Source organism: Actinoplanes flavus, from assembly GCF_017592555.1.
GTDB classification, from domain to species: Bacteria; Actinomycetota; Actinomycetes; order Mycobacteriales; family Micromonosporaceae; genus Actinoplanes; species Actinoplanes flavus.
Map to the genome: position 1 here is coordinate 345840 of NZ_JAGFNS010000001.1, position 18398 is coordinate 364237.

The 18398-nt window shown below is 73.8% G+C and carries 12 protein-coding genes; 3 read left to right on the forward strand and 9 right to left on the reverse strand.

Annotated elements, in window-relative coordinates; translation table 11 throughout:
* Positions 1-80 precede the first annotated feature (80 nt).
* Positions 81-1640 carry a signal recognition particle protein gene (gene ffh, locus J5X75_RS01625; RefSeq protein ID WP_208465350.1) on the reverse strand — a complete coding sequence of 520 codons (1560 nt, stop codon included), beginning with the start codon at positions 1638-1640 and terminating at the stop codon, positions 81-83.
* A gap of 65 nt (positions 1641-1705) precedes the next feature.
* A complete protein-coding gene (locus J5X75_RS01630; protein WP_208465351.1) occupies positions 1706-1936 on the reverse strand; it encodes a hypothetical protein in 231 nt (76 codons plus the stop codon).
* A gap of 238 nt (positions 1937-2174) precedes the next feature.
* Between J5X75_RS01630 and J5X75_RS01635 the strand changes: the two genes are divergently transcribed.
* A complete protein-coding gene (locus J5X75_RS01635) occupies positions 2175-3926 on the forward strand; it encodes a stealth family protein (RefSeq protein WP_307797884.1) in 1752 nt (583 codons plus the stop codon).
* A gap of 22 nt (positions 3927-3948) precedes the next feature.
* Complete coding sequence (locus tag J5X75_RS01640) at positions 3949-5211, forward strand: nucleotide sugar dehydrogenase (RefSeq protein ID WP_208465353.1); 1263 nt, start codon at positions 3949-3951, stop codon at positions 5209-5211.
* Positions 5212-5657: 446 nt separating this feature from the next.
* On the opposite strand, the gene J5X75_RS01645 is transcribed toward J5X75_RS01640, so the two are convergent.
* From J5X75_RS01645 to J5X75_RS01660, 4 genes are read right to left on the reverse strand one after another with little or no spacing between them, the layout of a single operon-like run.
* Entirely contained in the window at positions 5658-5822 is a 165-nt protein-coding gene (locus J5X75_RS01645) for a glycosyltransferase (protein WP_208465354.1), read from the reverse strand.
* Positions 5819-7381, reverse strand: a complete 1563-nt coding sequence (locus J5X75_RS01650; protein ID WP_208465355.1) for a hypothetical protein — start codon at positions 7379-7381, stop codon at positions 5819-5821. The genes J5X75_RS01645 and J5X75_RS01650 overlap by 4 nt, the downstream gene beginning before the upstream one ends.
* The gene (locus J5X75_RS01655) at positions 7378-8034 is read right to left on the reverse strand and encodes a hypothetical protein (RefSeq protein ID WP_238487114.1); all 657 of its coding nucleotides are present in this window, start codon (positions 8032-8034) and stop codon (positions 7378-7380) included. The genes J5X75_RS01650 and J5X75_RS01655 overlap by 4 nt, the downstream gene beginning before the upstream one ends.
* Positions 8031-10214, reverse strand: coding sequence for a glycosyltransferase (locus tag J5X75_RS01660; protein ID WP_208465359.1), 2184 nt, complete (start codon positions 10212-10214; stop codon positions 8031-8033). Before J5X75_RS01660 ends, J5X75_RS01655 begins: the two co-directional genes overlap by 4 nt.
* 83 nt (positions 10215-10297) lie before the next feature.
* Between J5X75_RS01660 and J5X75_RS01665 the strand changes: the two genes are divergently transcribed.
* A complete protein-coding gene (locus J5X75_RS01665; protein ID WP_208465361.1) occupies positions 10298-12682 on the forward strand; it encodes a glycosyltransferase family A protein in 2385 nt (794 codons plus the stop codon).
* Positions 12683-12856: 174 nt separating this feature from the next.
* Here J5X75_RS01665 and J5X75_RS01670 read toward each other — a convergent pair whose 3' ends face one another.
* From J5X75_RS01670 to J5X75_RS01680, 3 genes are read right to left on the reverse strand one after another with little or no spacing between them, the layout of a single operon-like run.
* Positions 12857-14839, reverse strand: a complete 1983-nt coding sequence (locus J5X75_RS01670; protein WP_208465363.1) for an acyltransferase family protein — start codon at positions 14837-14839, stop codon at positions 12857-12859.
* Positions 14840-14841: 2 nt separating this feature from the next.
* Entirely contained in the window at positions 14842-15876 is a 1035-nt protein-coding gene (locus J5X75_RS01675; RefSeq protein ID WP_208465365.1) for an O-methyltransferase, read from the reverse strand.
* Positions 15873-18335, reverse strand: coding sequence for a glycosyltransferase family 2 protein (locus J5X75_RS01680; RefSeq protein WP_208465367.1), 2463 nt, complete (start codon positions 18333-18335; stop codon positions 15873-15875). The genes J5X75_RS01675 and J5X75_RS01680 overlap by 4 nt, the downstream gene beginning before the upstream one ends.
* Between the last annotated feature and the right edge of the window lie 63 nt (positions 18336-18398).

Consider the following 18398-nt stretch of genomic DNA (forward strand, 5'->3'; position numbering starts at 1 on the left):
GAGCTCCTCCTCACGTGGATCGCCGCCCATGCTACTTGCCCCCTGACACCTAGCGCAATACAGCCTGACGAGTGACTAGGTCAGCGATCGTCGTCCTTCGGGGGCTTGCTGAGCTTGTTGAAGTCGAGCTTCGGCAGCTTGAAGCCGGGCGGCATCCCCTGCCCACCACCGAGCGCGCCCGGGTCCAGCCCCGGCGGCAGCTGCGGCATCCCGCCCGGGAACCCGGCGGGCATGCCGCCGGGACGACCGCCGACCCGCGGCCGGTTGCCGCCCTTCGTGCCCTTGCGCTTGTTCTTCGAGCTCTTCGTGGCGCTGCGCCGGGAACCGGGCAGGCCCATCATCCCGGTCATCTGCTTCATCATCTTCTGCGCCTCGGCGAAGCGGTTCAGCAGCTGGTTGACGTCCATCACGGTGACGCCGGAGCCGTTCGCGATACGCAACCGGCGGGAGCCGTTGATGATCTTCGGGTTGCTGCGCTCGCCGGGCGTCATCGAGCGGATGATCGCGGTGACCCGGTCGAAGTGGCTGTCGTCGAGCTCGTCGAGCTGGCCCTTGAGCTGGCCCATCCCGGGCATCATGCCGAGGATGTTGGCGATCGGGCCCATCCGGCGGACCGCGATCAGCTGGTCCAGGAAGTCCTCCAGCGTGAACTGCTCGCCACCGAGCAGCTTGCTGGCCATCTTCTCCTTCTGGTCCTCGTCGAAGGCCTGCTCGGCCTGCTCGATGAGGGTCAGCAGGTCGCCCATGTCGAGGATCCGCCCGGCCATCCGGTCGGGGTGGAAGACGTCGAAGTCCTCCAGCTTCTCACCGGTGGAGGCGAACAGGATGGGCTGGCCGGTGACGTGCCGGACGGAGAGCGCGGCGCCACCGCGGGCGTCACCGTCGAGCTTGGAGAGGACCACACCGGTGATGCCGACGCCGTCGCGGAACGCCTCCGCGGTGCGCACGGCGTCCTGGCCGACCATCGCGTCGATGACGAAGATGACCTCGTCCGGGTCGACCGCGGAGCGGATGTCGGCGGCCTGCCGCATCATCTCGGCGTCGATGCCGAGGCGGCCGGCGGTGTCGACGATGACGATGTCCTTGGCGGTGCGCTTGGCGTGCTCGATCGAGTCACGCGCGACCTGCACCGGGTCGCCGACGCCGTTGCCCGGCTGCGGGGCGTAGACGTCCACCCCGGCCCGCTGGCCGAGCACCTGGAGCTGGTTGACCGCGTTAGGGCGCTGGAGGTCACAGGCGACCAGCAGCGGCTGGTGGCCCTGCCCCTTCAGCCAGCGGGACAGCTTGCCGGCCAGCGTGGTCTTACCGGAGCCCTGGAGACCGGCCAGCATGATCACGGTCGGCGGCTGCTTGGCGAACTGCAGCCGCCGGCTCTCGCCGCCGAGGACCTGGATCAGCTCCTCGTTGACGATCTTGATGATCTGCTGGGCCGGGTTGAGGGCCTGGGAGACCTCGGCGCCGCGCGCCCGCTCCTTCAGGTTGGCGATGAACGCCTTGACCACCGGGAGCGCGACATCCGCCTCCAGCAGCGCGAGACGGATCTCGCGGGCGGTGGCATCGATGTCGGCATCGGTGAGCCGGCCCTTGCCGCGGAGCTTGCCGAAGATCCCGGAGAGGCGGTCACTCAAGGTGTCAAACACGATGCGACTTCCCGTTGGTCGTAACTGTTGGCGTCGACCGCAAGCCTAGCCGGACCGTCCCGGGGTCACCGGTTCCGCATCCGGTACGTCCGCGCAGCCGCCTCGATCCGCCGCTGCGTCCGGGTGCCGGGAGCCAGGCCCTTCTTCACCTTCGCGTAGAGAAGAGCACCGCCGCCGAGCACGAGAGCGCCCACGATCAGGTAGAAGAGCACCGGGCCGAGGATCGCGCTGGCCACCCAGCCCACCACGACCACTCCGGCGATCAGTGCCACCAGATATCCGACTGCCTTGCCCATCACGGCCTCCCGCCGTCGTCGCGTCGTCGCCGCTTTCCACCATGGCCTGTCCACGCAACCACCCGCATCGGCCGAGACCCCGATCCGTTCCCCTAAGGGTGGGGCTTCCGCGTTTCCCCCCGATACAGGGACGAAGCCGGGTATACCGCAGATAACAGGTGCAACTCCTGATATAGACCGCAACTTCCGTCTCGGCGTCGCCGTTATGTCGTCGAACGTGCGGCGAAAGGACTACGGCGTGGCCCTGCGACAGATCCTGCGGCTGACCCCCTGGTCGGTTCGACAGCGGATCTTCGAGACGGTCGAGACACGCGTCCTGCCCCGCGTCGCCCCCGAACGGCGCCTCCGGATCGCCCGGACCCTGATGCCGCTGGGACCCGGCCGGCGGCCCGCCGACGCCACCGCGCTGCGGGTCCGCACCCCGGCCGGCCGGCTGACCGCCCGCGTCGACCCGGCCGCCGCCCCGGCCGACGTACGCCGCCGCAACCTGGACCGGGTCGTCCAGGCCCTGGACCGGGCCGGGATCGACTGGTTCCGGGTGCCGGTCCGGGCCGCCGTCCGGACCACGGTGGCGGTCCGCCACACCGACCGGGAACGGACCCTGCGCCTGCTCGCCGAACTCGTCACCGGGGATCACGGAACACTGCGGACGGTTCGCCCGGCCGGCCGGCGCGGACGGCGCGAAGCCGAGGTGGTGTCGGTGTCCTGGCCGGTCACCGACCCCGGCGGCAGTCTGGTGCTGGGACCCGAACTGGGCTGTGAGGTCGAGTTCTGGCGGGTGACGAAGGACCGGCTGATCGCGCCGCGGCGCAATCCGGTGGCCGACGAGATCCCGGTGGACGAGCCGGAGACGATCGCCGCCGAACCGGTCTTCGGGTCGTTCGCGGCCCGGGACGACACCACGGCGTACCGGACCCGGCGGGTGTTCACCGCGGTCGACCCGGAGCGCATCGACTTCCCGATCGACGTGGTCTACACCTGGGTGGACGGCGGCGACCCGGAGTGGCAGCGGCGCAAGGCCCGGGCCCTGGAACGGAACCCGTGGGTCGGCGGCGTCAGCGCGCAGGCCGCCAACGACTCCCGGTACGTCAGCCGCGACGAGCTGCGCTACTCCCTGCGTTCCCTGCACTGCTTCGCCCCCTGGGTGCACCGGGTCTTCCTGGTCACCGACGATCAGACGCCGTCCTGGCTGGACCGGGCGCACCCGCGGCTCACCCTGGTGAACCACCGGGAGATCTTCGGCGACACCGGGACCCTGCCGACCTTCAACTCGCAGGCCATCGAGTCGCGGCTGCACCGGATCCCGGGGCTGGCCGAACACTTCCTCTACCTCAACGACGACGTGATCCTGGGCCGCCCGGTCGGCCCCGAGCTGTTCTTCACCGCGGGCGGGCTGGCCAAGTTCTTCGCGTCGGCGGCCCGGGTGGACACCGCGCCGCGCGGGCCCGCCGACCGGCCCGCCGACTCGGCCGCCAAGAACAACCGGCGGCTCATCCAGGAGACCTTCGGCCGGATGCTGACCCGCAAGATGATGCACACGCCGCACCCGTCGCGGCGCAGCGTCATCGAGGAGATCGAGGAACGGTTCGCCGAGCACGTGAACGCCACGGCCGGGCACCAGTTCCGGCATCCGGACGACATCTCGCTGCTCTCGTCGCTCCAGCAGTACTACGCGTACCTGACCGGCCGGGCCGCGCCGGGCCGGATCCGCTACCTCTACACCGACCTCGCCCAGCCGGCCACGCCGCTGCGGCTGGCCAAGCTGCTGCGCTCCCGGGACCTCGACGCGTTCTGCCTCAACGACGTGGACGTGCACAGCGCCGCGGTCGCCGACCAGGAGGCGCTGGTCACCGAGTTCCTTCCCGCCTACCTGCCGTTCGTCTCGCCGTTCGAGTCGCAGCACCGGGTCCTCCGGGCGATCGCGGCGCCGCGGCGGCCGAACACCGACCGGCCGGTCCCGCCCGACGTGGCGCTGCCGCCCGTCGCCTGACCAAACTTCGAAGGAGACCTCCTTGAGTTACGACGTCGTCATCCTCGGACTCGGGTACGTCGGGCTGCCGCTGGCGCAGCAGGCGATCCGGGCCGGCATGTCGGTGCTCGGCTTCGACGTCGACGAGAACGTCGTCCGGAGCCTGGCCGAGGGCCGCTCCCACGTGGACGATCTGAGCGACACCGACGTGGCGAAGATGCTGGCCGGCGGCTTCCTGCCGACCACCGACGAGACCCTGATCGGGCAGGCCCGGACCGCGGTGATCTGCGTGCCCACGCCGCTCGCCGAAGGCGACGGGCCGGACCTGCGGGCGGTCCTCGGGGCCACCTCGGCGATCGGCCGCAACCTGCGGCCCGGCATGCTCGTGGTGCTGGAGTCCACCACCTATCCCGGGACCACCGACGACGAGGTGCGCCCCCGGCTGGAGAAGCTGTCCGGGCTGACCGCGGGCATCGACTTCCACCTGGCGTTCTCGCCGGAGCGGATCGACCCGGGCAACGAGGTCTACGGGGCGCACAACACGCCGAAGGTGGTCGGCGGCTACACCCCGGCGTGCACCGACCGGGCCGAGGCGTTCTACGGCCGGTTCGTGGAGACCGTGGTGCGGACCCGGTCGACCCGGGAGGCGGAGACCGCCAAGCTGCTGGAGAACACCTACCGGCACGTCAACATCGCACTGGTCAACGAGATGGCGCGGTTCTGCTACGAGCTGGACATCGACCTGTGGGACGTGATCCGCGCGGCGGCCACGAAACCGTTCGGGTTCCAGGCGTTCTATCCGGGGCCGGGCGTGGGCGGCCACTGCATCCCGATCGACCCGAACTACCTCTCGCACAACGTGCGCAGCAAGCTCGGCTACCCGTTCCGGTTCGTGGAGCTGGCCCAGGAGATCAACACGACCATGCCGGCCTATGTGGCCCGGCGCGCCCAGAACCTGCTCAACGCCGACGGCCAGGCGGTCCGCGGGGCGACCGTGCTGCTGCTCGGCATCACCTACAAGGCCGACATCGCCGATCAGCGGGAGTCGCCGGCCGCCCCGCTGGCCCGGCAGCTGGCCGCGCTCGGCGCGACGGTCGCCTACCACGATCCGCACGTGACGACCTGGGACCTGGACGGCGTGCCGGTCTCCCGCACCGACGACCTGTCCGGCGCGACCGCCTCCGCCGACCTGGTGATCCTGGTCCAGAACCACCGCGAATACGACCCGGACGAACTGGCCCGCACCGCGAAACGCTTCTTCGACACCCGAGGCGTGACCACCACCCGCGAAGCACACCGCCTCTGAGCCGTCCCCCGATCCGGCGCCAGGCCGTCTCTCGTCCCCATCCGGCGCCGGGCCGTCCGATCCTCAAACCCTTCCCCGGTACGGGATGGAACGTCCCCAACCACATTCCGCGCCGTCTCGTGGCGCGCCGCGAGGTCCGTGCGCGGTCCCGCCCGCGAGGCGCCGCCGGGCGGAGATCGGTGGTCCGGCTGGTTGTCAGGCTGTCTCGACGGCGTTGAGCCAGGCTGACAGCCAGCCGAAAAGATCAAGCCACCCCACGGCCGTGGCCGGGCACGTCGACGAGGTCGACCCGGGTGAGCCGGGTGAAGGCGCGGTTGAAGAGCCCGTGACCGGATCCGGCTGCCGAGGCCCTGTCCGGCCCGGTTGCTGGAGATCGGAGTCGATCACCACGACGGCGTCGTGTTCGAGGCCGGCCGGCAGCGCCGCCTCCTCGCCGAAGTCGCGGGTCAGCCGCAGCCCGTGGACCAGCGGGTGACGGGCGATCCGGGACCACGAGTCGTCGTCGACCAGGACCAGCTCGTAGTGGGCACCTCGGCGAGCCGGGCCACGAACCGGTCGGCGACCGCGCCCTCGTTGTAGATCGGCGCGACCACCGAGATCAGCGGGCTCATCGGGTCCGCTCACAGAACGGGACGCCGGCCAGGGCGCGGGCCGCCGTGTCGAGCGATTGCCGATAGGTCCGTTGCAGATATGGTTTGTTGCGGTTGGCGGTGAGCACCTCGTCCACCAGCGCGCAACGCCGGGCGTCACCGGCCGGGCCCCGCTCGAACGCGGCCATGGCCGCGGCGATCCGGTTGTCGAGCTGCGCGGCCGGCTGGACCGCGACGCCTTCGGCGTACGCCCGGTTGGCGGTGGCCGAGACCGCCCCCAGCAGCGCGAGGGCGGCCAGCGCCCCGACGGTCGCCCGCCGCCCGGCGAGCACCAGCAGCGCCACCACCAGCAGCATCCCACCGGGGACGGTCAGCGCCGTGTCCCGCCAGCCCTGCTCCCACAGTTGGCGGCCGCTCATCGCGACGCGCACCGCGACGCTCAGCGTGGCCGGCAGCGCGCCGCAGACCATGACCACCACGCTGAGCGCGGCGAGACCCAGGAGCGGGCGTGCGGCCGGGGCGCCCGCTTTCGGCAGAACCGAGAGGGTACGCGCGGCGAGCACCCCGAGCAGCAGCAGCGCCACCACCGGCACCACACCGCGCAGCCAGTCCCCCGGTGTCGCGGCGGTGGCCGCCCGCCATTGCAGCGGCGGCAGCCAGGCCACCATCCGGACCGGCAGCAGCAGCACCGACCGCTCGTCCAGGGCCAGGTCCGACCCCGGGTAGCAGCCGCCCCGCGCGCAGAGCCCGCGGATGATCCAGCGGACCGTCCCGAAGGCCGGCAGGAATCCGGCCCACAGCAGGCCGGCGAACCGTACCCCGGCCGAGGTGAGCAGTTCCCGCCCGCTGAGGCCGAGCACGAACCGGCCGCGGATCAGCACGGCGGCCGTGGCCAGCGGCACGGCGAAGTAGGCGGGCTCGTTGAACATCGCGAGAGCGGCCCCGGCGGTCACCGCGAGCACACCGTTCCACCAGCGCAGCCGGTCCAGCCGGCAGGCCGCCGCGGCGACCGTGAGGACCAGGGCCGCGCTGGTCAGGTAGAGGCCGCCGAAGAGGAGCGTGGTGCTGTCCGGTCCGGACGCCACGAACCCGGCGGCGACGGCGTAGGGCAGCAGCAGCGCCACCCGCGAGGGGGTGCCGTCGAACAGCCGTCCCCGGGTCAGCACGCTCTCCGCGAACAGCACCGCGGCCAGGGTCAGCAGGACGGCCGCGCCGATCGAGACGGCCCGCAGCGTCACCGTGGCCGGCAGGCCGAGCTCCTGCATGCCGGTGAAGGCGAGCAGGTCGAGCGACTTCTCCAGCATCCGCCCGAGCGGCCGGAAGTCGCCGAGCCGCAGGTAGGCGTCCCTGCTCGCGATGGTGTGCGACACGATCGCGGCCGGGTCGTGGCGGAACATGCCGCCGTACCAGTAGACGTTGAACCGGTGGTCCCGGGCCGGCGCGACGGCCAGCAGCGGGGCCAGCACCACGACCGGCGCCAGCACGCAGCGCCGGGCCACGTGTCCCCAGAGAAGGGGTGGCGGGGAGACCGGCGGCGCCGCGGCGGGCGGCGCCGGGATCACGGTGGTGGGGGCGGTCATGTCTGCCGCAACGAGCCCGGCGCCGACGGGGTCGTGTCGTCCAGCAGTTCGGTCAGCGCCGGGGGCCGCTCCGGGTCGACGAAGACCACGTGGGTGGCGGTGTGCTCGGCGTACAGGCGGGACAGGCGGCCGGCGAGCACCTCGTCCCAGGCCCGGTCCGGCCGGTGCCGCTCCCAGGTCCACCGGTCCGGCAGGTACTCCAGGATCAGGCCGGAGTTGCGCAGCAGCGAGAACTCCGGGTTGTCGGTGAGCACCACGGCGCGGTGGTCGGGTTGGACGGTCAGCCGCCGCAGCAACGTCTGGGTGAACTCGCGCAGCGCCGGCAGCTCCAGGCCCATCGCCACGTACAGGCGGGCCGACTGGGGGCGTTTGCCGGTACGGGTGCGGCGGGCCGGCTTGCCCGGGCGGCCGCGCATCCGGCCGACCAGCCGCCGGATCAGCCGCGGCGGTCCCTGCAACGGGTCCCGGGCGAAGGAGACCAGGGTGCGGCCCAGCCGGTAGGAGCCGCTGCCGCGCAGCCGCAGGGCCCGGTCGCGTTCCCGGTCGCGTTCCCCGGCCAGGCCGGCGCAGCGGGTCCGCCAGGCGTCCCGCTCCTGTTCGACGGTACGCAGCCGGACCACGAGCGCCTGCATCTCCTCGCCACTGTCGGTCACCGTGCATCCTCCGGTCGATCGATGAAGTCCGCCAGCCATCCGGCGGCGTCGGCGGCGCCGCCCCGGGGGGCCACCTCGGCGCAGCGGCGGCTCAGCGCCTCCCGGACCTCGGCGCGCACCGCCTGGGCCAGGACCCGGTCCAGGTCCGGACCGTCCGGGTCCTCGATGATCAGCGCGGCGCCGGCGGCCGCCGCGAACCGGGCCCGGCTCACCTGATCGTCCAGACCGGTCTCCCGGTTGGGCAGGAAGACCGCCGGGATGCCGAAGGCGATCAGCTCATGGAACGAGTTGTACCCCGAGGCGCTCACCACCAGGTCGAATCCGCGCAGGTACCGGCTCATCGGGTAGAGCTTCACGATCTGCGCCCCCTCCACCGGCGGCATCGGCTCGGTGGCGATCGCCGACTCGGCCAGCACCAGCTGGAAGCCGGCGGCGCGCAGGTGCCGGGCGATCCGGGCGATCGGCGACGCGATGTCGTTGATGTTGCCGGCGCCGAGCTGGAGCAGGGCGGCCGGCCGGTCCGGTTCGATGCCGAGGGCCTGCCGGGCGTCCTCCGGCTCGGCCAGCTCGTCCGGCTCCAGGTAGGTGATCGGGCCGACCAGCCGCACCCCGGCCCGGTCGGCGACGGTCGGGCCCTCGTCGGCGGCGGCCGCGAACTCGCCCGGCTCCAGGACGTGGTCGAAGGCGTCCCGCCGCTCGATCCACTCGGTGCCGGTGTCGCGCCGCCACATCGGGCGGCGCACCCACACCCAGGTGATCCCGGGGTGGGCGCGGGCCGCCGCGACGATGCCGTCGTGCGGCACGCTGTCCACCGCCACGACGGCCGGGCGGTGCAGCTCGATCAGGTACTCGAGACGGCTGCGCAGCAGTTCGGCCCAGTCGTCACGGGGCAGGCCGAGCGTCTTCCGGGACGGGATGTACTCGGTGAGGAACCCCTCCCGGTGGGCCACCAGGGCGCCGTGCGACTGGGTGGCGATCACCACCGGGGTGCCGTCGGGCAGCCGCCGGCCGATCGCCATCAGCCGGGACAGGTGACCGAGGCCGACCCCGTTGTCGCTGACCAGCAGCACCGCCGCCGGTGGCGGGGGCGGCGGCGGGGCCAGCGCCAGGGGTGGCGGGGCGCCCGGGCGGACGCCGCGGTCGGCCAGCCGGGCCAGGTGTGACGGGTAGCCGAACCGGGTCTCGACGAACTCGCGGGCCCGCAGCGCCACGGCACGGTAGCGGCCGGGGTCGGCGTACAGGGAGCGGACCAGCGGGACCACCCCCTCAGGGGTGGTGTAGAGCGCCGCGTCGCCGAACAGCGGCCGGAAGTGCTCACCGATGACCACCGGTACGCCGGCCGCCATCGCCTCCATGATGGTCCGCCCGAACGCCTCGATCAGGTCGGGGTCGTGGAAGTAGACGAAGAAGTCGATCCCGCGCAGGAACGTGGCCGGCTCCTGGGTGCCGAACTCGATGATCTCCCAGTTCGCCGGGGTGCGGCCGAGCTTCTCCACGGCCAGCTCGCCGCCGCCGAGGATGCGGACCCGGATGCCCGGCGTGTCCGGGTAGGCCTGGAGCAGCTCCGGCACGGTCCGCGGCCACTTCACCGGGTCGGGCCGCCCGTGCCGGCCGATCACCGGGACCGCGCCGACCGGGCCGGGCCGGTCGGTCCACCACTCGGACCCGTCGATGATCTCGTGCCAGTCGGTGGCGGTGAGGGGCGCGCCCGGGTCGGCCCGGAGCACCTCGGCGCGCACCAGCGGGCTGATCGGCGCCCACTCGATGCCAGCCCCGAAGTAGCCCTCGACCCGCTGCCGGACGGCCGCGAAGTCGTAGTAGCGGGCCGGGTCCTCGGCGTCGCCGGGCGCCTGGTTGAGCACCATCACGGCGCGCCCGGCACGGATCGGTGGAACGGTCTTCACGTCCTCGGTGAAGATCCGGGGCTGCCGGACCACCAGCAACCGTGCGGCGATCTCCTCGCCCTCGGCCGCCAGGTACACCGACCCGTCCTTGATCAGCTCGGTGAGCAGCGGATGGAACGGCCCGTTCCGTTTGAGGTGCGGCGACCTCACGTGCACCAGCACCGTGGTGAGCCCGGCCCGGGCCTGGGCGCGGATCTCCGCGGCGATGCTGGTCGAGGTGCCGCCCGGGTATCGGAAGTCCGAGAGGATCGCCACGTCGTGGACGGTCGCGGTCATGGTCGGGTCAACGAACCGTCCAGGCCCGGCGTCACGCTCCCCGGCCCCGGTGCGTTGATCCTGCCGACAGTTGAGGGGGGTCCTTGCGCAGGCAGCACACGACACCGGACGCGTACGGCAGGGAACTGCTGGAACGCACTTGGCGGCAACTGACCGCGGTGGCGCCGACGGGGCCCGCCACGGCCGCCCTGCACACTCGGTCGGCGGCGGCCCGGACACTAATGGCGTACGCCGCCGCCCGCCGCTCCGCCGACGAACTCGTCGCCGCGGCGCGGGACGGACGGCTGTTCCAGGACGCCGACCCGTGGACGCTCGGCGAGCTGGCCCGGGTGGTGGCCTGCCAGAACCTGTACCCCGGCGACCGGGCCGACGGGCTGGCCCTGTTCGACTCGCTGCTGCGCACCTTCGGGCCGGCCGGGGTGGCGCCCCCGCATCAGGGGCTGCACGCCCAGATCGCGTTCGCGGCCGGCGACCCGGTCCGCGTCGCGAAGCTGCTCGCCGACTATCCGGAGGTGCCCGCGCCGGTCCGTGAGGCGCTGGTGGTCGACCTGGCCACCAAGGACGAGTGGCCGGGCCGGTTCGCCGGGCTGCTGCCCGCCCCGGGGCTGTCGCTGGACGGAACCGCGGCGACCTCCTTCGACCGGATCCGGTCCGGGACGGTGACCCGCACCGGGTCGGCGCACCGGATCACCACGATCGTCACGACGTACCGGCCGGGACCGGAACTGATCACGGCGGTCCGGTCCCTGGTGGCACAGAGCTGGACCAACCACGAGATCCTGGTCGTCGACGACGGGTCCGGAGACGCGTACGGGGCGGTGCTGGCCCGGGCGGCGCAGCTGGACCCCCGGGTACGGATCATCCGGTTGCCCGTCAACGGTGGCACCTACCAGGCCCGCAACGCCGGCCTCGACCACGCGAGCGGTGAGTTCGTCACCTTCCAGGACTCCGACGACTGGTCCCACCCGCTGCGGCTGGAACGTCAGGTCACCCCGCTGCTCGCAGCGGACGGGCCGGTGGCGACCACCTCGGCGGCCATCCGGGTGACCGAGGACCTGGTGGTGACCCGGCCGGGGTTCGCCGAGTTCCGGTCGTACAACCTGTCGTCGCTGATGATCCGCCGGGAGGCCGCCCTGGACCGGCTCGGCTACCTCGACCCGGTACGCAAGGGCGCCGACGCCGAGTACGTGGAACGCGCCCGCGCCGTCTTCGGCCGCCCCGCCGTACGGCACCTGGGCGCCGAGCCGCTGGCCCTGATCCGGCTCGGCGCCGGGTCGCTGTCCGGTTCCGACATCGGGCCGGGCTGGATGATCCCGGCGCGGCACGCGTACCTCTCCGCCTTCCAGGCCTGGCACACCCGGGTCGCCGCCGGGAAGGAGCCGGCGGTCCGGCCGCGGGCTCCGCGGCACCGGACGTTCGCCGTGCCCCGCGGTCTGGCCGGGGACGCGGCGGACCGGCGGTCCACCTTCGACGTGATCCTGGCCGGTGACTGGCGGACCCGCGGTGATCTGGCCTGGCCGGTCGCCGAGCGGGTACGGGCGGTGCTCCGGCCCGGCCGCACGGTCGCCGTGCTGCACCTCGACGAGCTGACCGGCGTCGCCGGCCGCCCGGCCCGGATCGATCCCGCCCTGCAACAGATGATCAACGCCGGGGAGGTGGACCAGGTGGTGCTCGCCGACGAGGTGCACGCCCGGTTGATCCTGGTGCACGGCCCGGCCGGGCTCGGGTTCGCGCCCGGCACCCCGTCCGGGGTCCGCGGCGACCTGGTGGTCATCGAGTCCGACCCGGCGTGGGCGCCGGCCGCCGCGCACTGTGCCGCCGAGGCCCGCCGGCTGTTCGGCGTCGAACCGCTGTGGGCGCCCACCGGACCGACGTCCCGCTCCGGCCTGACCGCCGGCCCGTTCGGCGCCCGGCTCACCGCCGCCGACCTGCCCGGCACCGTCGACCTGCGCCGCTGGCAGCTGCACCGGCCCGGCCCGCGCGCCGACCGCCCGGTGATCGGCCGGATCTGCGCGGACGGCCCGGCGGAATGGCAGCGGCTGCGCGGCATCCTGCCCCGGTCCGCGGGCGTCGACGTCCGGATGCTGGACCTCAACCGTCCGGCCCAGAAGCCGGACCGCGGCTGGCTGGTCTACCGCCCGGCCGACCTGGACACCCGCGGCTTCCTCCACCAGCTCGACTTCTACCTGCACCTGCCGACGGACGACGACCCGGCCGACCCGGCCTGCCCCGAGGTGCTGATCGCCATGGCGGCCGGCTGCGTACCGGTCGTGCCGCACCGGTTCGGCCCGGACTTCGGCCCGGCGGCCGTCTACGCCACCGACGAGGACGTCCCGGCCGTGATCACCCGCCTGCACGGCGACCGGGCCGCCCTGCTCGCCCAGAGCGAGCGGGCCCTGGCCTTCGCCGAGTCCCATCACGCCCACGCCCGCTACGGGGACGCGGTCACCGCGCTGCTCAAACTCTGAGAGCCGGCCGAAGCAACCGGGTGGTGACGGGAAGGCACCCGAGCGGGCATCGAGACGGGGCGGCGGCAGCCGATGAGAACGGGGCAGGGCCGGAACCCCCTCCCGGCCCGCGCGGTGCCCCCGCACCGCGCGCGTGCCCCCGCCCATCACCCCCGGGCGGGGGCACGCCCTTTCTCACACTCGCGGCAGGTGCGGGTCCATCAACGGAGCGACGACCTTGGCGTACGCCTCCGTCAGGTGATGACTGTCCCGGTAGACCAGGGTGTTCCCGACCACGAGCGGGCACTTCTCGGCGCACAGCCACGGCACCGGGTCGACCACCGGGATCCGGGCGGCGACCGCGGTGGCGCGCTGGATCTCCCGCCATCGTGGATCGAGCAGCACGTCGCCGCGCGGGGCGGCGCAGCGGAAGATGGCGGTCGACCGGGTGCTCAGGCAGTCGTCCGGCGCCGGCTTGAAGATCGGCGTGTCGGTCAGCATCGTCACGTGCCGGGAGCTGCGTTTCAGGGCGGCCAGGGTGCGTACCCAGCCGCTCTGCCAGACGGCGTCCGGGGTGGCCGACGGTTCGGCCAGCAGCTGCCGGTAGTTGACGCTGGACGAGACCACCACGAGCCCGGGCCGCAGTCGCGCGATCCGGGCCAGCGCCTCCCGCCGCCAGTCGTCGCACTCCAGGTAGCGGCGCTGGGCCCGGCGCTCGTTGACGGCGATCTCGGCCGGGCTGCACGAGCTGCGGGTGAAGTTGTAGAGCCGCCAGCCGTGCCGCTGGGCGAGCGCCTCCATGGTGGGGAACCACTGGAGGGCGTGCGAGTCGCCGAACAGCACCACCACCCGGTCGGAGGCGCGGTCGCCGTAGGCGCAGTCGCTCGTCGGCCGGAACGGTCCGGACAGCCCGACGTGGCAGCCGTCGCGTTGCGGGGCGAGCGACTGCCGGGCCGCGGCCGCGAAGGTGGGTTTCAGGTTGCGCGGCAGGTCGGTGGCGGTCTGCCCGGCGGCGATCAGCCGGCTCAGGGTGATCGACGGGTCCCCGGCGGCGGCGACCGCCCGCCGCACGTCGGGGGCGTCGCCCCGGGTGGGGACGGGCGGCGGGTGGGCCATGCCGGCGGCGGCGATCGCGGCGGCCGCGGCGGACAGGCCGAGCCCGAGGAACAGGCCACGTCGGGGGCGTACGGTCCACAGGCGGTGGTGGCGCACCGGGTTCTCCAGCAGGTGGTGGCTCGCGACGGCGAGTCCCAGCGCGACGGTGACGGCGGCGGTCCTCGCGGCGAGGCCGGCCGGCGCGATCAGCAGCAGCGGCCAGTGCCACAGGTACCAGCCGTAGGACATCCGGCCGAGCCAGCGCATCGGCGCCGTCTCCAGCAGCCGGTTGCCGTTCGCCGCGATGACGGCGACGGTGCCGGCGACCGCGAGCCCGGGGAAGGTGTGGCTCTCGTCGGCGGTGACCGCCCCGAGCAGGACGGCCGCGAGCCCGGCCCAGCCCAGCCACGGCAGCTGCCGCCGGATCGCCAGGTAGCTGAGGATCGCGCCGGCGCCGAGTTCCCAGGCTCGCCCCTGCGTACCGAAATATCCGGTCTGTTGCAGGCTCCAGGCGAGCGAGGCGACCGTGCCGGCGGTGAGCACCGCCAGCGCCCACCGGCCCCGGGCCAGCAGGATGAGCAGCGGCCAGACCAGGTAGAACTGCTCCTCCACGGCCAGTGACCAGAAGTGCTGGAACGGCGACGGCGCCGGGTCCCCGAAGTAGTCGGTCTCGGCGCCGGCGAGCCGCAGGTTCATCGTGTAGGTGGCGGCGGCCAGCGCGTCGTGGGCGAACGAGGCGAACCGGGTGGGCGGCGCCCAGAACCAGGCGCCGGCCAGGCTCACCAGGATCACCAGGGTGGCCACCGGCAGCAGACGGACGGCCCGGCGCGCGTAGAACCGCACCAGATCGACCCGCCCGGTCGACGCCATCTCCCGGCGCAGCAGCGTGGTGATCAGGAACCCGGAGACGACGAAGAAGACGTCGACGCCGAGGAACCCGCCGGCCATCCCGGGCACGCCCACGTGGGCCAGGACGACGAGCAGCACCGCGACGGCGCGCAGCCCCTCGATGTCGCCCCGGTACGCCGGATGCGCCGCGGCGGGCGACGGACGGCTCCGGCGCCCGGGCAGCGTGATGGTCATGGTCAGCCGCGGGTGGTGGCCATCGCCGGCGGCCGGGCGAACGCCAGTACCGCGTGCCGGCCGAGCAGCTCGCCCTCCCGGGTCAGCCCCTCGTACCGCTGCGTCCAGGCGGCCAGTGCGGCCTGCTCGTCGGGCCGCCCGGCGTCGTCGAAGACCACGGTGGCCCGGTCGGCGAGCCGCTTCTCGATCATGTGCAGGGCCGGGTAGCGGGCGTCCGCGCCGATCGCCTCGGGCGGGCCGTCGATCAGCACGAAGTCGATGTCGTGCAGGTCGGCCAGCGCCTCCGGGTCGTACCAGGGGTAGTCGCGGCCCTCGATGTTGACCGGGGCGAGCGGCGCCTCCCGCACCTGGGCGACCTTGGTGAGCCCGTGGGCGGCCAGCGCCTGCCGGGTCCGGTTCGCGTACCCCGGCTCGTGGTCCAGCGAGACCAGCTTGCCACCGGACTTCTCCAGCACGTAGGCGATCCACACCGTCGAGGTGCCGCTGCCCAGTTCCAGGACCAGGCGCGGTTTGCGGGTCCGGATCAGGTGGAGCAGCTCCAGCAGGCCGGTGGGGTTGAGCGCGAATCCACCGGACGACGGCATCGGCGCACGCGGGGTGAAACCCTGGAACAGCTGGACGGTCGCCTCGAACTCGCGGGGCAGCGACCGCAGCTCGGCGGAGCCGGCCTTGTGGTCGGTGAGCTTCCGGACCAGGGCGATCGCCTCGGCCAGCTCCAGGTGCCGGTCGCCGGCGGTGAGCCGTTCCCGCTCCACGGCGGCGACCAGGCGGCGCTGCATCTCCTCGACCGTGGTGCGCAGGGCCTGCTGGGCGGCGACGCCGGCCTTCTGCACCTTGGCGAGACGCCGGTACACCAGCAGCAGCCCGGCCACGATCACGGCGCCGAGCAGCGCGATCAGGGCGACGGCGATCTTGTCGTACCCGGTGAGCGCGGTGGCCACGGCCCCGGCGCAGAGGGCGCCGGCGGACACCGGCACCGCGACCTGCGGACTGGTCAAACGTGGCAGCCGGCGACGTGTTCGGCTCAGGGTGCTCATGCTGACAACTCCTCCTGGGTGCACTTCCCCCGGGGTAACGGGGCGGATCGTGGCCTCGTTACGCCCTCGGCCGGCGCGCTCGGGAGCAGAGCGCCGAGCCGCTCGGCCAGAAGCCCGGGGCGGTGGTCGCGTTCGACGGCGGTCCGGGCCCGCCGGCTCTGCGCGGTGTAGCCGGCCGGATCGGACTGGTAGCGGCGCACCAGGGCCGGCACGTCGGCCGGGGCGCAGGGCACCGCGGCGTCGCCGAACGCGGTCGCGAGACGCGGCGGCACCAGCACCACGCAGCCGGTGGCGGCCGCCTCCAGGGCCGGCCGGGACACCAGCTCGACCGCCTCGTCCGGCGGGAAGTGCAGGTAGAAGTCGAGCTGCGCGGCGAAGGTGCGGGGGTCCAGGTCGTCCGCCTCGTAGGCCAGCCACGACGGGGGCAGGGCGGACGGCCGCAGCGGGCTCTCCGGCAGCCGGAGCCGGACGTCGGCCCCGGCGCAGCGGCGCGGCACGTCCAGCGCCGCGCCCAGGTCGCCGGGCCACTCGCCGGCGTCGCACAGGTCGGTGCCGATGACGGCCGGGCCGTGCGGGTCGGGCAGCGGGCGGGCCACGTCGTGCGGCTCGACGACGGCCGGCAGGTCGAAGGCGGTCAGCTCCACGCCGTCCAGCAGCGCGCGTACGCCCGGGTCCTGCGGGCACCAGAGGGGTTCGGCGCCGAAGAGCCGGGTGGCCGCCGCACCTGCCGCGTCGACGGTGTACCGGCGGTCGGCGCCGTCCCGGCGGGCCGGCGCCCGGTCGGCCACCACGAGCACCCGGCCGGGCCGGATCCGGCAGCCGTCCTCCGGCGCGAACTGGAGCACTTCCGGCTGCCGGACCAGCACCATCTCCGCCTCGACCGGGTCGGTCTCCAGCACCTGGTCCAGTCGACCGGCGTTGATCAGGCGCTGCACCCCGGGGCTGAGGCCGCGACGCCGCCGGTGCACCGAGCGCAGCGCCTCCAGGTGCAGGATCGCGACGGTGCGGCCGGCCTCGCGCAGGGCGGCGATCTCGGCGAGCGCGGACCGCTGGACCCCGGCCAGGAACCGCCAGTCGGCGGCCACCACGACGTCGTACCGGCGGGTCGCCGTGCCGCCGCTGAGGTGGGCCGGCGCCACGAACGGCCGGTCGGCGCCGGACCGGGCCCGGTGCAACGGACCCTCCGAGGCGTGCCAGCACCGGTACGCCGACATGTACGCGGCCCGCGCCGGGTGCATCCAGTAGGCCCGGATCTCGGCGCGCGACAGGGAGCCCTCGGAGAGCCGGACCAGGGCCAGCGTCCGCCTGACCCGGCGGACCGCCCGCTTGCCGAAGGCCGTCTGGATCCGCTCCAGGAACTCCGAGTCGGCGGCCTTGCGCACCTCGTCGAACCAGCCGATCCGCCCGATCACCGGTTCCCGGCGGAACAGCAGCGACGACACGTTGACCCGGCCGCGGCGGATCCCCGGGCGGGTCATCACCAGCTGGTCGGTGACGCTGATCTCCTCCGAGGTGGAGGCCACCACGGCCGGATCGTCGAGCAGCGGCCGCAGTTGCAGTTCGATCCGGCGCGGATGCGACCAGTCGTCGGAGTCCTGGAAGGTGACGAAGTCGCCGCGGGCCACCTCCAGCGCGGCGTTACGGGCCGCGTAGGTGCCCCGGTTCTCCGGCAGCCGGATCAGCCGTACCCGGGGGTCCAGGTCCTCGGCGGCGGCGAGGACGGCGTCGTGCTCCGGCGGCGACGCGTCGTCCACCACGATGATCTCCAGGTCCGGCCAGGACTGGGCGGCGATCGACCGGACCGCGGTGAGCAGGCCCGGTCCGGGCCGGTAGGCGGTCACCACGACGGTGACCCGTTCACCGCCGGTCTCCGCGGGCTGCCCGGCCGATCCGGCGAGCCGGTCGAACGGGGTCCGCTCGGGGGCGGCCGCCAGCACCGGCGGCGGGTCCGGGAAGAGCCGGCCGAACCGGGCCAGCCAGACCTCCTCCGGGGCGGATCCGCCGGCGTACGGGTTGGCCAGGTCGATCTCCAGGGCCTCCCGGGCCGGGGCCGGGATCCGCCGGTACGCCCCGAGCAGCTCCCGGGCCTTCTCCGGGCCCTGCCAGACGTAGGCCAGCTGGGCGTGCAGGGCCTGGTGCTCGGGCGGGAGGGCGGTCCGCAGCAGCCCGTAGAGGGCCAGTGCGTCGTCCCGGTCGCCGGGCAGCTCCTCCTGGAAGGCGATGGTCTGGGCCAGCCCGGCGAGCCGTGCCGGGTCGGCCCGGCGCCGCAGCCGGCGCGCGTCACCCGCCCGGGCCGCCTCCAGCGCCTCCTCGAGGGTCACCCCGGCCGCGCGGGCGAGGACCCGGCGGGCCGCCACCGAACGGGTGCGCATCGCCGAGTTCGGCAGCGACACCTCCGCCCCGGCGCCCGCCAGGGCCACGTGATCGTCCAGCAATGCGACCGGCTGCGCGTCAGCCATCGGCTCTCCGTCCGTACCCGGTGATGATCCGCTCGGATCAACGCCGGGTGACCGCCCGGGTGA